This is a genomic window from Rathayibacter sp. SW19, from assembly GCF_030866825.1.
Taxonomy (GTDB): Bacteria; Actinomycetota; Actinomycetes; order Actinomycetales; family Microbacteriaceae; genus Rathayibacter_A; species Rathayibacter_A soli.
Genome location: NZ_CP133020.1, coordinates 1,789,595 through 1,803,551 on the forward strand (window position 1 = coordinate 1,789,595; position 13,957 = coordinate 1,803,551).

Sequence of the window (13,957 nt, forward strand, 5' to 3'; positions counted from 1 at the left end):
CTACAATGAGTTATGACAGCTGAAACTACGACCGTGCGCGTTCGGCGGCCTGATTCCGAACGCCTTCAACTCATCGCCAAGGCTCGTGAGACCTCGGTGATTGATGTTGTGCACGACGCCCTTGACGCGCTGGAGCGGCGCGAGTTCTTACACGGGCTGGGTGAGGACTACCAGCGTTTGCGTAGTGATCCTGAACAGTGGGAGCGCTACGCGGCTGAACGCATCGAGTGGGATGCGCTCGCTTGATCTGGCGCGGGGAGGTCTACTCCGTGGATCTCGGCCGGCCGATCGGCCACGAACCGGCCTTCAGGCAGCCCGCCGTCGTGGTATCCGTCGATATCCTCAATAACGGTGCAGGTGGGCTGGTTATCGTCGTGCCGATCACGACGCGCGGATACGGGCTTCGAAGCCACATCGAATTGGAACCCGAGAATAGCGGGCTTGAACACACCTCATACGCCCGATGCGATCAGTTGCGGGTGGTCTCGGTCGAGCGGCTCACCTCTCGGCAAGGAATGGTCGATCCTGGCTCGATGCAAGAAATCGACCGGTCTTTGCGATTCGTCCTCGACTTGTGAAAGTCGACTGCTCGCGCCGGGCCTCTATCGAGTAGATCGAGGTACGCCGCAAGTTTCGCCATACCCTGCGGTGTTGTGTTGCCTCGGCCCATCACGGCTGAGCAGCTCGCGTGCGCGGGTTACCGGCTTTCGCGGCGCCGGCCAAGCAACCAACGCACGGCGAGAAAATCAACGAACACCGCTGCTGCAATCGCACCGATCGCGCCGATGCCGAACGCGGTCATGTTTCGGGTAGCCAGCATGACCATCGTCACGGCACCGGCGTTGACGACGACAACACCGAACAACGCAATCGTGGCAAACACCGCAACGTTCGACTTCTGATCCTGGGCCATCAATCCAGTATGTGTCATCGAGCATGTGCCATTCTGTGACGCCGGCCCGGACTCTGCGCGCTGGCCCGTTCGGCGCCCCTCCGGCTGTCGAGTAGCGACGCGAGGAACGAGCGCCGTGTATCGAGACCGGAGACTTTCGGCAGGCGACCCTTGGTCTCGATACGCCTGCTCGCCGCGCTCGCAGGCTACTCGACCAGCGGAGGCGGTGGTCGAGTAGGGACGCGAGGAACGAGCGCCGTGTATCGAGACCGCACGCTGTAGTGCGACGCCCTGGGTCTCGATACGCCTGCTCGCTGCGCTCGCAGGCTACTCGACCAGCGGAAAGGTGCGGTACCGGTGGTCGAGTAGCGACGCGAGGAACGAGCGCCGTGTATCGAGACCAGAGACTTTCGGCAGGCGACCCTTGGTCTCGATACGCCGGCTCGCCCTTCGACTTGGCTCAGGGACCGAAGCTAGCAGGCTACTCGACCAGCGGAAGGGGTCGAGGGTTCTGCTCAACGCTCAGCGGCGCGATCTACACTGAGTCGGTGGCAGCAATCAATCTGGGGATGCCGAAGGCTCCCGACGTTCTCGCCCCGCGACGCAAGTCCCGTCAGATCCGGGTCGGCAAGGTTCTGGTCGGCGGTGACGCCCAAATCAGCGTGCAGTCGATGACGACGACGCCGACTCCGAACATCAATGCGACGTTGCAGCAGATCGCCGAGTTGACGGCATCCGGATGCGACATCGTGCGGGTCGCCGTTCCCAGTCGTGACGACGCGGAGGCGCTGCCGATCATTGCGAAGAAGTCGCAGATCCCGGTGATCGCCGACATCCACTTTCAGCCGAACTACGTGTTCGCCGCCATCGACGCAGGCTGCGCCGGTGTGCGGGTGAACCCCGGCAACATCCGCAAATTCGACGACCAGGTCGGCAAGATCGCGGCAGCGGCCAAGGCTGCGGGTGTCTCCATCCGCATCGGGGTGAATGCCGGGTCGCTCGAGCCGAGCATCCTGCAGAAATACGGCAAGGCGACACCGGAGGCCCTCGTCGAAAGCGCAGTCTGGGAGGCGAGTCTGTTCGAAGAGCACGACTTTCACGACTTCAAGATCTCGGTCAAGCACAATGACCCGATTGTCATGGTCAAGGCTTATCGGCTGCTTGCTGAGCGCGGCGATTGGCCGCTGCACCTCGGCGTGACGGAAGCCGGGCCGGCGTTCCAGGGCACGATCAAGAGCGCGACGGCTTTCGGAATTCTGCTCGCGGAGGGGATCGGCGACACGATTCGCGTTTCGCTGAGCGCGCCCCCTGTCGAAGAGATCAAGGTCGGCCTGCAGATTCTGCAGTCCCTCAACCTGCGCGAGCGCAAGCTCGAGATCGTCTCGTGCCCGTCATGCGGCCGAGCCCAGGTGGATGTCTACACGCTCGCCGACGAGGTCACCGCCGGTCTGCAGGGCATGAGCGTTCCGCTGCGCGTGGCCGTGATGGGATGCGTCGTCAACGGACCTGGCGAGGCGCGCGAGGCCGACCTGGGCGTCGCATCCGGCAACGGCAAGGGACAGATCTTCGTTAAGGGCCAGGTCATCAAGACGGTGCCGGAATCGGAGATCGTGGCGACGCTCATCGAAGAAGCGAACCGCATCGCAGCCGAGCTGGCAGAGAGCCAGCCTTCCGGTGAGCCCACGGTGACGGTCGGGCACTGAGGCACTATTCGATCGCGTGCCGGAGGCCGGCGCGATTGCGGATGCTGCGTTAGTGACGCGCGACGTCAGGTGCGCTCGAGCAGGCGCGCTTCGATTTCGACCGCGATGTCCTGCACGTCGTCGAGCTCGCCTGACGCGACTCGCTTGGTGAAGAGGAATGCCTCGTCGCCCAGACGCCGCAACGCCTCCGCGTACTGAGTCAGGGTTGTATCGATGGCGCGATCAAGAAGGTCGCGTTTGCTCGTGGTCTCAATGTAACGACGAACTGCTTCGCGCGCGATCTCCTGCATCGATCTGTTCTCAGCGGCGGCGCGGAGTCGGAGGGCCTCGGTCTCGTCAGCTGTGAGTCGAAGTGTCATGGCCAAGAGCCCACGGTATCGCTTGTGATACCACGCCGCTGATCGAGAGATCTGTGGAATTCGTCACACCGGGGCGCGGCCGGGGGCGTCCGCGGACGCAGAGTCGGGGGCATCCGCCGGTTCGAGCTGCACGACGCCGGTGGGGATGTCGGCGCGCACCACGCGCACGTCGATGGTCTGTCCGGCCAGAACCGAGTCGGGCACGTGGCACGATGCCGTGACGATCGGATCCGTGAGCTGCACGCGCGCCTTGCCGTCACGCACCTCGAGCACCCACGCCGTCAGCTGCTGCCCGACACGGTCGCGCAGCATCGCGGCCTCCACACGCTCGATCGACCCGGCGGACAACCGTGACTCGCGTTCGATGCCGGCGTGCATCAGGGCCGGCACCCCGGGGAGGCTCTGCCGCACCCAGTCCGGCACCGCCGCGCCGGCCGACACGGCGGCGCACACCACGAGACCCCAGCGGTCGACCAGCCGCCTCAGCGGCGCGGTCACGTGAGCGTACGGCGCGGCGACCGCCGCCTGCATGGGGTTCGGCGGCGGCGCGCCGTCGAACGCGACGTAGCCCGCACCCCGGAATAGGGACACCGCCGCCTGCAGCACGGCGAGCGTCTGCGGGTCGTCGCGGTCGAGGCCGCGCAGGAACTGGCCGTACGGCATCCCACTCGGCCACGGGAGGCCAAGGGCAACGGTGCGCACCCGGAACGCGGACTGGGCCGCGTCATCGGCAGCGGGCATGGTGCGCAGGATGCCAATGCCCGCGTCGAGCATGAGTGTGGCCGCCGCCATGCCCGTCATCAGCGACAGCTGGGCGTTCCAGTCCTCGAGCGGCAGCGGCCGGCGCCGCTCGACGACATAGCCGCCGGCGGCGTCTCGCACGATCTCTTCGTCCGCGAGGTTGAGGCTCGCACCGCCGCGCAGCCGTTCCTGCTCCAGTCGCGCGCGGCCGATCTCGGGCAGGAGCGCAGCGGGTGAGTCGCTGTTATTGCGCTCGAGCGCGGCCTGCGTCGAGACGTAGTCGAGCTGTGCGCGCGAGCGCACCCAGGCTCGTTCGACGCGGTGCGCGAGCTCGGCGCCGCGGTCGTCGAGGTCGAACGTCCACACGAAGGCGGGGCGGTCCACTCCGGGAAGCAGTGACGCCTTGCCTTCGCTGATCGTGGTCGGATGCAGCGGAATAGCGCCGTCTGCGGCGTAGAGCGTTTCTCCGCGGCGGCGGGCCTCGGCATCCATCGCCCCGTTCGGCGCCACGAAGCCCGGCACGTCGGCGATCGCGTAGCGCACTCGCCACCCCGAGCCGAGTCGCTCCAGCTGCATCGCCTGGTCGAGGTCGCGCGACCCGGCGGGGTCGAGGGTGACGAACGGGATGCCGCGCAGGTCGAGCTGTGGGGGAGCGGCGACCGCCGCATCGGCCTCGGCGATCACCTCGGGCGGGAAGCCGTCGGGCAGCTGCAGCTGTGTGCGCAGGCCGGCCAGCGCGGCCGCGAGCGTTCCCTGGACGGTGGATGCCGTAAGCCGGGCGCGACGATGGGGCACGAGGTCAACTCTAGGCGCGACCGCCGACCTGAAGGCTTCCCACCGTGAACTCGAGCGACGCCGCGCCCGCGGTACACCCGGCTGTGCGAAAGTGGGGGAATGGATGCCGCACCCCTCGCCGACCAGATCGCCGCACTTCTCGATGCGGCCGGCGTCCGCTCGCAGCGCAAGCTGATCACGAGCATCCTGTCGACAGGCATCGAACTAGGCCAGGACGGCACCGACCGCCTCGACCTCAAGATCGTCTCGGCGGCGCTGACGGAGATGCGAGATGCCTTCCGTCTGTTCGCGCCCTACGAAGGTGTTCCGAAGATCACGGTCTTCGGTTCGGCCCGCACGAAGGAGCATGACCCGCTCTACCGGCAGGCAGTCGATGTCGCGTCAGCTCTGGCGGACAAGGGGTGGATGGTCGTCACAGGGGCGGGGCCAGGAATCATGGAAGCGGCGGCCGAAGGTGCCGGGCCGGACCGCTCGATAGGAGTCTCCATCAGGTTGCCCTTCGAGGAGAAGCCGAACGCGCTGATCGAGGCGACCGAAGACCGCCACGTCTCGATGAAGTACTTCTTCACGCGCAAGCTGATGCTGATGAAGGAGTCTGCCGGATTCGTCAGCCTGCCAGGCGGGTTCGGCACGCTCGACGAGACGTTCGAACTGCTCACCCTCCAGCAGACCGGCAAGGCGGAACCGGTGCCGATCGTGCTGCTCGACGGCACGGGCGGCACTTTCTGGGCCGGGCTGCAGCAGTACGTTGAGCGCGAGCTGGCGGCATCCGGAACCATCAACGCCGACGACTTCGATCGCGTGCTGATCACCGACTCCGTGGATGCCGCGGTGGCCGAGATCACCGGATTCTGGCGCAACTACGACTCGCTGCGCTGGGTCGACGACACCCTCGTGCTGCGCCTGCGCGAGCGCCCGACCGACGTGGAACTGGGCGAACTCAACGAGCGTTTCGCGTGGCTGTGCGCCTCGGGCGCGATCGAACGCACCGTGCCGCTTCGAGACGAGGTGCGCGACGACGACAAGCTCGACCTTGCGAGGATCGTGCTCCATCTCGACCAGCACCAGGTGGGTGAGCTGTACCGGCTGATCCGGGCGATCAACGCCCTGGGCAGCGCCCCGAAGAAGTGAGCGCGCTGCACCAGTGAGCCGCCGGTGTGCGACCCACATCACCATTTTGTCTTGGGGGCGGTAGGTCAGCCCCGCGTAGCCGCCGAGGCCGCTATTCTGAACGGCATGTCTGAATCCGCCGGGCCTTTGGATAGCGCGGCTCGGCCGGCGCAGAACGGCGCCGTAAAACACCCGGAATCCGTGCCCACACCGGGTCTTCAACGACGAGTGCTGATCGTGCTATCGCTCGGTCAGATTCTCGGCGGTGTCGGCATGGGGGCGGCGCTCTCCCTCGGCTCGCTGCTGGTCGTCGCGGTAGCCCATGCGGATGCCTACGCCGGCCTCGCCACGACGATGGTCACCTTGGGCGCAGCGGTGTTCTCGATCCCGCTCGCGCGGCTCGCCGGAATCTCGGGCCGAGCGCTCGCGCTGGCGTGCGGAACCACCATCGCCGCAGTAGGAGCAGTTCTCGTCATTGTCGGGGCAGCGCTCGGCAGCCTGCCGCTGGTCTTAGTCGGTTTCGGCGCGGTCGGCGCGGGCAGCGCCGTCAACCTGCAGACCAGGTTCGCCGCCGTCGACCTCGCAGCTGACCGCACGCGCGGTCGCGACCTCTCGCTGGTGATCTGGGCGACGACCGTCGGCGTCGTGATCGGCCCCAATCTCGCCCCGCCGGGCGATCAGATCGGTCAAGCATTCGGGCTGCCGCCGCTCACCGGAGCGTTCGCGCTCACCGTCGTGTGCCAGTTGCTGGCGGCCGCCCTGTATCTCGTGGTCTTGCGCCCGGATCCACTGCTCACTGCACAGCGCCTGGCGCGGGCCTCCGAGGCACAGGCGATAGCGCCAGCGCCATCGGTGCGACGCAGCCGATGGGCGGGTGTCACGATTCTGCGGAACAACCGCGCTGCCGCTGTTGCCGTGATCACCCTGGCGCTCAGCAACACCGTTATGGTCGCGGTGATGGCCATGACCCCTGTGCATCTGATGAACGCGGGCGCGAGCATCATGATCATCGGGTTGACGATCAGCCTGCACACGGCGGGCATGTACGCGCTGTCGCCGGTTTTCGGCATCCTCAGTGATCGTCTCGGCCGTCGAAGAGTGATCATCCTCGGGCAGGTTCTGCTCGTGGGTTCGCTCGTGACCAACTGGTTCGCCGGCGACAACCAGGTGGCGGTGGCCGTGGCCCTGGTGCTGCTCGGGTTGGGGTGGTCGGCGAGCACGATCGCAGCATCCGCCCTGCTGACGGAGTCGGTGGCCGTCACACAGCGCACCTCCGTGCAGGGCTTCTCCGACTCGTTGATGAATCTGTGCGGCGCGGCTGGTGGCGCTCTTGCGGGGGTCGTCTTGGCGTGGGCAGGCTACGGCGTGCTCAACGTGCTCAGCCTGATTCTCGTCGCAGCCGTGGTCTGGGCGCTTGGCGTCGCCGCTCGGGCGCGGCTCCGGCCCGCGCCGCTAAAGTAGAACGCGTGCCTACACGCCTGACGAACTATTTTCTCCGCACGCTTCGTGAAGATCCTGCCGACGCTGACGTCACCAGCCACAAGCTGCTGGTGCGCGCCGGGTACATCCGCAGGCAGTCAGCCGGGATTTTCGCGTGGTTGCCGCTTGGCTTGCGAGTGAAGGCGAAGATCGAACAGATCATCCGCGAGGAGATGACGGTCGCGGGGGCGCACGAGGTCCACTTTCCCGCACTGCTGCCCAAGGAGCCGTACGAGGTCACCGGCCGCTACGGCGAGTACGGCCCGCTGATGTTCCGGCTCTCCGACCGCAAAGACGCGGGCTACGTTCTTGCGCCGACGCATGAGGAAGCTTTCACCCTCCTGGTGAAAGACCTGTACTCCAGCTACAAGGACCTGCCGCTGGCGATCTACCAGATCCAGGACAAGTACCGCGACGAAGCCCGGCCGCGCGCCGGCCTGCTGCGCGGCCGCGAATTCACCATGAAGGACGCCTACAGCTTCGACTACACCGACGCCGGCCTCGACATCGCGTATATGAAGCAGCGCGACGCGTACGAACGAATCTTCGCTCGGCTCGGCCTCAGCTACGTGATCGTGCAAGCGGATGCCGGTGCGATGGGCGGATCGCGCAGCGAAGAGTTCCTGCACCCGACTCCCGTTGGCGAGGACACATTTGTGCGATCGGCGGGCGGCTATGCCGCGAACGTCGAAGCGTTCACGACGATCGCACCTGCCGCCCGCGGCTACGAGAAGCTCACACCTGCCGAGGTGCTCCACACTCCGGAGAGCGAGACCATCGAAACGCTGGTCGCGGTCGCCAACCAGAAGCACCCGAGGCCGGATGGTCGCGCCTGGGCGGCGGCTGACACGCTGAAGAACGTGGTGCTCGCGCTCGTGCACCTCGACGGCTCGCGCGAACTCGTCGTCATCGGGCTGCCGGGAAACCGCGAGGTCGATCTGAAGCGTGCCGAGGTCGCGTTCGCGCCGGCCGAGGTCGAGGCTGCGACGGAGGCCGACTTCGCACGGCATCCCGGCCTGGTGAAGGGGTACATCGGGCCGTGGTCAGCTGCCGGCCCTGTGCTCGGTGCAAAGTCGAGCACCGGCATCCGCTATCTGCTGGACCCGCGGGTCTCCGACGGTTCCGGCTGGATCACCGGCGCGAATCTCGACAGCAAGCACGTGTTCGGCCTGGTTGCTGGGCGCGATTTCACTGCGGACGGCACCGTCGAGGCGGCCGAAGTGCTGCCGGGCGATCCGGCACCGGACGGCTCCGGACCGGTCGAGCTGGCCCGCGGCATGGAGATCGGCCACGTGTTCCAGCTCGGCCGGAAGTATGCGGAGGCGCTCGGCCTGAAGGTGCTCGACGAGAACGGCAAACTCGTCACGGTGACCATGGGCTCATACGGAATCGGCGTCACACGCATCCTCGCGATCATCGCGGAGGAGAACAACGACGCTAAGGGCTTGATCTGGCCGGCATCTGTCGCGCCGTTCGACGTGCATGTGATTGCGACGGGCAAGGATCCGGCGATCTATGAGGCCGCGGAATCGATCGTCGCTGACATCGAGCGCAGCGGCCGTGATGTTCTGTTCGACGACCGGCCGAAAGTGTCACCGGGCGTGAAATTCGGTGACGCAGAGCTGATCGGTGTGCCGGTCATCGTCATTGCAGGTCGCGGCGTGGCAGAGGGTCTCGTCGAGCTGTGGGATCGTCGAACGGGAGAACGCACACAGGTTCCGATCACCGATATCGCGACGCGCCTGGCATGACGCAAAGCCCCGCTGTCGGGTACGGTAGAAGACTGACCCGTCACGGAGGTGAGCGGGCAATTATCTGAATAGAGGAGGCCGGCTGTGGACATCGACCTCAGTGTCTTGCGTTTGATGGAGCGAGAGCGGGAGATCCCGTTCGACGAACTCGCCCAGATTATCGAGCAGGCCATTTTGACCGCATACCTGAAGCACACCGATCAGGCGGAACACCACCACGGCCATGCGACGGAACCGGTACCAGCCCGCGTGCACCTCGACCGCAAGACCGGCCACGTTTCTGTTTTTGTTCCTGAATACGACGACGAGGGCGCCATCATCGGCGAGTCGGAAGAAGACCCTCGCGACTTCGGCCGTATCGCGGCCTTCGCCGCGAAGCAGGTCATCAACCAGCGGATGCGCGACATTCAGGATGAGGCTGTGCTTGGCGAGTTCCGCGGGCGCGAAGGCGACATCGTCGCGGGCGTCATCCAGCAGGGGCCTAACCCGCGGATGATCCACGTGGATCTCGGCAGTGTCGAGGCGATCCTGCCGCCGGAGGAGCAGGTTCCGGGAGAGGATTACGCACACGGCTCCCGCATTCGCGTCTATGTCACCAGCGTGGCAAAGGGGCTCAAGGGTCCGCAGATCACTGTGTCCCGTACGCATCCGGCGTTGGTCCGTAAGTTGTTCGCACTCGAGGTTCCTGAGATCGCCAGCGGCGTCGTGGAGATCGTGTCGCTCGCCCGCGAAGCGGGACATCGGACCAAGATCGCGGTGCGTGCGACCCAGCCGGGAATCAACGCGAAGGGTGCGTGCATCGGCGAACTCGGGCAGCGCGTGCGCTCCGTCACGGCCGAGTTGAACAACGAGAAGATCGACATCGTCGACTACTCGCCGGATCTTGCGACGTTCGTTGCAAGTGCGCTGTCGCCGGCCAAGGTGACAAAGGCGTTCGTCATCGACGAATCGCTCAAGGCCGTGCGTGCGCTAGTGCCCGACTACCAGTTGTCGCTAGCGATCGGCAAAGAGGGCCAGAACGCCCGACTCGCCGCGAAGCTGACGGGCGCGAAAATCGACATCCAGCCGGACTCTGTACTCGACCAGGACTCGTGATGTCGATTTTCGCGCCGAGCGGGAGACGCGCCAGCGTCGAGCTCTCGGTTGAATGTTGGGACATCCAGCCGGACTCTGTACTCGACCAGGACTGACCGCGCGAGCGGGCTGCGCTAGTTTCGGCGTCGTGGGCCACTTCAACTGGCGCATGACGCGTGCTGTGGCGCAGGCGCCGCGGAAGAGCACAGGGCGGCGGCAGGAGCTGCCAACCGGAGGGGGTAAGATGGAAGCCGTTAGAACGTGCATTGGGTGCCGTTCGCGCGCTTCCCGGTCCTCACTTCTGAGGGTTGTAGCCCGGGGCTCAGAACTCGTGGTGGATGAATCCGCCACCTTGCCTGGGCGAGGTGCGTGGCTGCATCCGAGAATCGAGTGCTATCGGAAAGCCGTGCAGCGCCGAGCCTTCGGGCGGGCACTGCGGACAACCGCAACACTCGAAACGACCGCGCTTGAAACAGTATTACTAGAGAACAGGCTGAACGGCACAGTGGCATCAAATGAGTGACAACTAATGAGCGGCTCGAAATGAGTCCCGTCCAGAACTAACGGTCTGCCCTTTTCCGGGGTCAGGCCCGGAAGAGGAGAATTGTGGCTGCAAAACCACGCGTACACGAAGTCGCAAGCGAGTTCGGCGTCGACAGCAAGGTCGCCCTGGCGAAACTCAAGGAATTGGGTGAGTTCGTCAAGGGCCCGTCGTCGAGCATTGAACCTCCGGTTGCCCGAAAACTGAGGGCTGCCCTCGAGGCCGACGGCGCAAAGGCGTCGGCGGCACAAGCCGCCGCGGCGCCGGTCGCCACCGCAGTCAAGACGGCTGCGAAGGCGACAGCCTCGGCTCCGGATGCGGCGAAGCCCGCGTCGTCCGGCGCGCCGACACCGTCATCAGCAGGCAGAGTCCCCGTTCCCGGTGCCCGACAGGCGGAGAAGGCGGCAGCATCCGTTGCGGCGCCCGCGGTGAAAGCCGAGGCGAAGCCTGCCACCGTGGCGGCAGAAGCCGCGCCGGCCGCAACGCACGAGCCGCAGGGCGAGCACAAGGTCGCTCCGGCCGTGCACCCCGGCGCATCCGCACCGCACCCTGGCACGCCCCGCCCAGGTAACAATCCGTTCGCGAGTTCACAAGGCATGGGGCAGCGCCCAGCCGGTGTGCCCCGACCGGGCAACAACCCGTTTGCGAGTTCGCAAGGCATGGGGCAGCGGCCGACCCCGGGCAACATCCCACGCCCGGCCGCCCCGCGTCCAGGTTCACCGCGCCCCGGTTCACCCCGCCCGGCCGGTGCCGGACGCCCCGGTGCCCCGCGTACCGGTGGCCCCGGTGGCGCACGCACCGGCGGCGGTTTCCAGCGCCCCGGCGGCGCAGGCGGCGCCGGTGCCGGCGGCTTCCAGCGCCCTGGCGGCGGCTTCGGCGGCCCGCGCCCATCCGGTGGTGGCGGCCGCGGTCGTGGCCCAGGCGGCGGCACTGCCGGTGCATTCGGTCGCGGCGGCGGCAAGAGCCGTGCCCGCAAGTCGAAGCGTACGAAGCGGCAAGAGTTCGAGCTGCGCGAGGCGCCGTCGCTCGGCGGCGTGAGTGTTCCGCGCGGCGACGGGAGCACCATTGTGCGGTTGCGCCGCGGCGCATCCATTTCGGACTTCGCGGACAAGATCGATGCGAGCCCGGGCAACCTGGTGACCGTGCTGTTCCACCTCGGTGAGATGGCAACGGCGACCGAGTCTCTCGATGAGGCGACGTTCGGCATCCTGGGTGAAGAGCTGGGCTACAAGATCCAGATCGTGTCCCCGGAGGACGAGGACAAAGAGCTGCTCGAAGGCTTCGACATCGACCTCGAGGCAGAACTCGACGAGGAAACCGATGAGGACCTCGAGGTCCGCCCGCCGGTTGTCACCGTCATGGGCCACGTCGATCATGGTAAGACGCGTCTTCTCGACGCGATCCGGCACGCCAACGTGGTCTCGGGCGAGGCCGGCGGCATCACCCAGCACATCGGTGCCTACCAGGTGGTCGCGGAGCACGACGGTCGCGACCGTGCCATTACCTTCATCGACACCCCTGGTCACGAGGCGTTCACCGCCATGCGTGCTCGTGGTGCGCAGGTGACGGACATCGCGATCCTCGTGGTCGCGGCCGACGACGGCATCATGCCGCAGACGATTGAGGCGCTTAACCACGCTCAGGCAGCGGCCGTGCCGATCGTGGTGGCCGTGAACAAGATCGACAAGCCTGACGCCAACCCAGCCAAGGTGCGCCAGCAGCTGACTGAATTCGGCCTGGTCGCCGAGGAGTATGGCGGCGACGTCATGTTCGTCGACGTGTCTGCTCGTGAGAATATCGGCATCACCGAGCTTCTGGATGCCGTGCTGCTGACAGCGGATGCCGGGCTCGACTTGCGCGCTAATCCAAACAAGGATGCCCGCGGCGTCGCGATCGAGGCGAAGCTCGACAAGGGTCGTGGTGCTGTTGCAACCGTGCTGATCCAGTCCGGAACGTTGCACGTCGGTGACTCGATCGTCGCAGGAACGGCCTATGGCCGCGTCCGCGCGATGATGGACGAGAACGGCGACCCGGTGGAAGCGGCACTCCCGTCCCGCCCGGTGCAGGTGCAGGGTCTGTCCAGTGTTCCGCGAGCCGGCGACACGTTCCTCGTCACCGACGAGGACCGCACTGCCCGCCAGATCGCCGAGAAGCGCGAAGCCGCAGAGCGCAATGCACAGTTGGCGAAGGCCCGCAAGCGTATTTCGCTCGAGGACTTCACGCGTGCGCTTGAAGAGGGCAAGGTCGAGTCGCTGAACCTGATCATCAAGGGTGACGTTTCCGGTGCCGTCGAGGCGCTGGAGGAGTCGCTGATGAAGATTGAGGTGGACGACAGCGTTCAGCTGCGGATCATTCACCGCGGTGTCGGCGCGATCACCGAGTCGGACGTCAACCTCGCAACGATCGATAACGCGATCATCGTCGGGTTCAATGTTCGCCCCGACCCGAAGGCGCGCGAGCGTGCCGCTCGTGAGGGTGTGGACATCCGTTTCTACTCGGTCATCTACAACGCGATCGACGAGATCGAGAACTCGCTCAAGGGCATGCTCAAGCCAGAGTTCGAAGAGGTGCAGTCCGGTGTCGCGGAGATCCGCGAGATCTTCCGCTCCTCCAAGTTCGGCAACATCGCCGGAGTCGTGGTGCGTAGCGGTACGATCACGCGCAATGCCAAGGCACGCGTCATCCGTGATGGCGTCGTCGTCGGCGACAACCTTGTGATCGAGTCTCTGCGTCGGTTCAAGGATGACGTCACCGAGGTGCGCACGGACTTCGAAGCCGGTATCGGCCTCGGCAAGTTCAACGACATCCAGATCGGTGACGAGATCGAGACGATCGAAATGCGGGAGAAGCCGCGCTCGTAATCGAACCCGTGCCGGCCCTTGGTCATCCGAGGGTCGGCACGTTCGATCGCACGCCTGCGAGGAGAGAAGGAACTCATGGCAGATCCGGCACGGGCGAGAAAACTCGCCGACAGAATCAAGGTGATCATCGCCAAGCGCCTCGAGCGGGGGTTGCGCGACCCGAGAATGGGCTTCGCCACGATCACGGACGTGCAGGTGACCGGCGACCTGCAGCACGCGAGCGTGTTCTACACGGTGTACGGCACAGAGGAAGAACGCAACGACACGGCTGCGGCGTTGAAGGCTGCAACCGGTATGCTGCGCAGTGAGGTCGGCAAGAACATCACAGCGCGGCTCACGCCGAGCCTGGAGTTCTTCCTCGATGCGATCCCGGAGAACGCCGCGCAGATCGAAGGCCTGCTACGCCAGGCACGAGACCGCGATGCAGAAGTGGCCGGGATCGCCGCAACGGCAGAATACGCCGGCGACGAAGACCCGTACGTGAAGCCGCGCGAGCTCGACGACGAGGACAACGAGCTCGGCGACCTCGGTCGCTGAGCGCAGTCGAAGCGCGGCAGGGCGTCGCCTGCGCCACCTGTAGCGCCGTGCGCCAGTTGTAGTGGCGCACAACGCACGAGTTGGCGCAGCGTGGGACCCACCCGGTCACTGAGC

General features: G+C 66.0%; 13 protein-coding genes. 10 read left to right on the forward strand and 3 right to left on the reverse strand.

Features of this window, described 5'->3' with window-relative positions:
- Positions 1–12: 12 nt before the first annotated feature.
- Complete coding sequence (locus QU604_RS08095; RefSeq protein ID WP_308468298.1) at positions 13–246, forward strand: hypothetical protein; 234 nt, start codon at positions 13–15, stop codon at positions 244–246.
- A complete protein-coding gene (locus QU604_RS08100; RefSeq protein ID WP_308468299.1) occupies positions 243–578 on the forward strand; it encodes a type II toxin-antitoxin system PemK/MazF family toxin in 336 nt (111 codons plus the stop codon). The genes QU604_RS08095 and QU604_RS08100 overlap by 4 nt, the downstream gene beginning before the upstream one ends.
- A 119-nt stretch (positions 579–697) precedes the next feature.
- On the opposite strand, the gene QU604_RS08105 is transcribed toward QU604_RS08100, so the two are convergent.
- Positions 698–913: a hypothetical protein gene (locus QU604_RS08105; protein WP_308468300.1), complete on the reverse strand. Its 216-nt coding sequence runs from the start codon at positions 911–913 to the stop codon at positions 698–700.
- A 527-nt stretch (positions 914–1,440) separates the two neighbouring features.
- On the opposite strand from QU604_RS08105, the gene ispG reads away from it, so the two are divergent.
- On the forward strand, positions 1,441–2,595 hold the full coding sequence (gene ispG, locus QU604_RS08110) for a flavodoxin-dependent (E)-4-hydroxy-3-methylbut-2-enyl-diphosphate synthase (protein ID WP_308468301.1): 1,155 nt from the start codon (positions 1,441–1,443) through the stop codon (positions 2,593–2,595).
- Between the two features lie 65 nt (positions 2,596–2,660).
- Here ispG and QU604_RS08115 read toward each other — a convergent pair whose 3' ends face one another.
- Entirely contained in the window at positions 2,661–2,954 is a 294-nt protein-coding gene (locus QU604_RS08115) for a ribbon-helix-helix protein, CopG family (protein ID WP_308468302.1), read from the reverse strand.
- A 63-nt stretch (positions 2,955–3,017) separates the two neighbouring features.
- Positions 3,018–4,490, reverse strand: coding sequence for an RNB domain-containing ribonuclease (locus tag QU604_RS08120; protein ID WP_308468303.1), 1,473 nt, complete (start codon positions 4,488–4,490; stop codon positions 3,018–3,020).
- Positions 4,491–4,589: 99 nt separating this feature from the next.
- Between QU604_RS08120 and QU604_RS08125 the strand changes: the two genes are divergently transcribed.
- From QU604_RS08125 to rbfA, 7 genes are all read left to right on the forward strand, one after another.
- Entirely contained in the window at positions 4,590–5,621 is a 1,032-nt protein-coding gene (locus QU604_RS08125; protein WP_308468304.1) for an LOG family protein, read from the forward strand.
- 105 nt (positions 5,622–5,726) lie between these two features.
- Positions 5,727–7,061 (forward strand): MFS transporter, encoded by a 1,335-nt coding sequence (locus QU604_RS08130; RefSeq protein ID WP_308468305.1) that lies wholly within the window; start codon positions 5,727–5,729, stop codon positions 7,059–7,061.
- Between the two features lie 5 nt (positions 7,062–7,066).
- Entirely contained in the window at positions 7,067–8,830 is a 1,764-nt protein-coding gene (locus QU604_RS08135) for a proline--tRNA ligase (RefSeq protein WP_308468306.1), read from the forward strand.
- An 84-nt stretch (positions 8,831–8,914) separates the two neighbouring features.
- A complete protein-coding gene (gene nusA / locus QU604_RS08140) occupies positions 8,915–9,925 on the forward strand; it encodes a transcription termination factor NusA (protein WP_308468307.1) in 1,011 nt (336 codons plus the stop codon).
- A 223-nt stretch (positions 9,926–10,148) separates the two neighbouring features.
- Positions 10,149–10,427: a YlxR family protein gene (locus tag QU604_RS08145; RefSeq protein WP_308468308.1), complete on the forward strand. Its 279-nt coding sequence runs from the start codon at positions 10,149–10,151 to the stop codon at positions 10,425–10,427.
- Between the two features lie 83 nt (positions 10,428–10,510).
- Complete coding sequence (gene infB, locus QU604_RS08150) at positions 10,511–13,306, forward strand: translation initiation factor IF-2 (protein WP_308468309.1); 2,796 nt, start codon at positions 10,511–10,513, stop codon at positions 13,304–13,306.
- 75 nt (positions 13,307–13,381) lie between these two features.
- Positions 13,382–13,843, forward strand: a complete 462-nt coding sequence (gene rbfA / locus QU604_RS08155) for a 30S ribosome-binding factor RbfA (protein ID WP_308468310.1) — start codon at positions 13,382–13,384, stop codon at positions 13,841–13,843.
- The last annotated feature ends 114 nt before the right edge of the window (positions 13,844–13,957 follow it).

Coding starts and splice junctions, on each gene's coding strand:
- QU604_RS08115 (WP_308468302.1), bottom strand. CDS start 2,954: ATGACACTTCGACTCACAGCTGACGAGACCGAGGCCCTCCGACTCCGC.
- rbfA (WP_308468310.1), top strand. CDS start 13,382: ATGGCAGATCCGGCACGGGCGAGAAAACTCGCCGACAGAATCAAGGTG.
- QU604_RS08105 (WP_308468300.1), bottom strand. CDS start 913: ATGGCCCAGGATCAGAAGTCGAACGTTGCGGTGTTTGCCACGATTGCG.
- QU604_RS08130 (WP_308468305.1), top strand. CDS start 5,727: ATGTCTGAATCCGCCGGGCCTTTGGATAGCGCGGCTCGGCCGGCGCAG.
- QU604_RS08145 (WP_308468308.1), top strand. CDS start 10,149: ATGGAAGCCGTTAGAACGTGCATTGGGTGCCGTTCGCGCGCTTCCCGG.
- QU604_RS08095 (WP_308468298.1), top strand. CDS start 13: ATGACAGCTGAAACTACGACCGTGCGCGTTCGGCGGCCTGATTCCGAA.
- QU604_RS08125 (WP_308468304.1), top strand. CDS start 4,590: ATGGATGCCGCACCCCTCGCCGACCAGATCGCCGCACTTCTCGATGCG.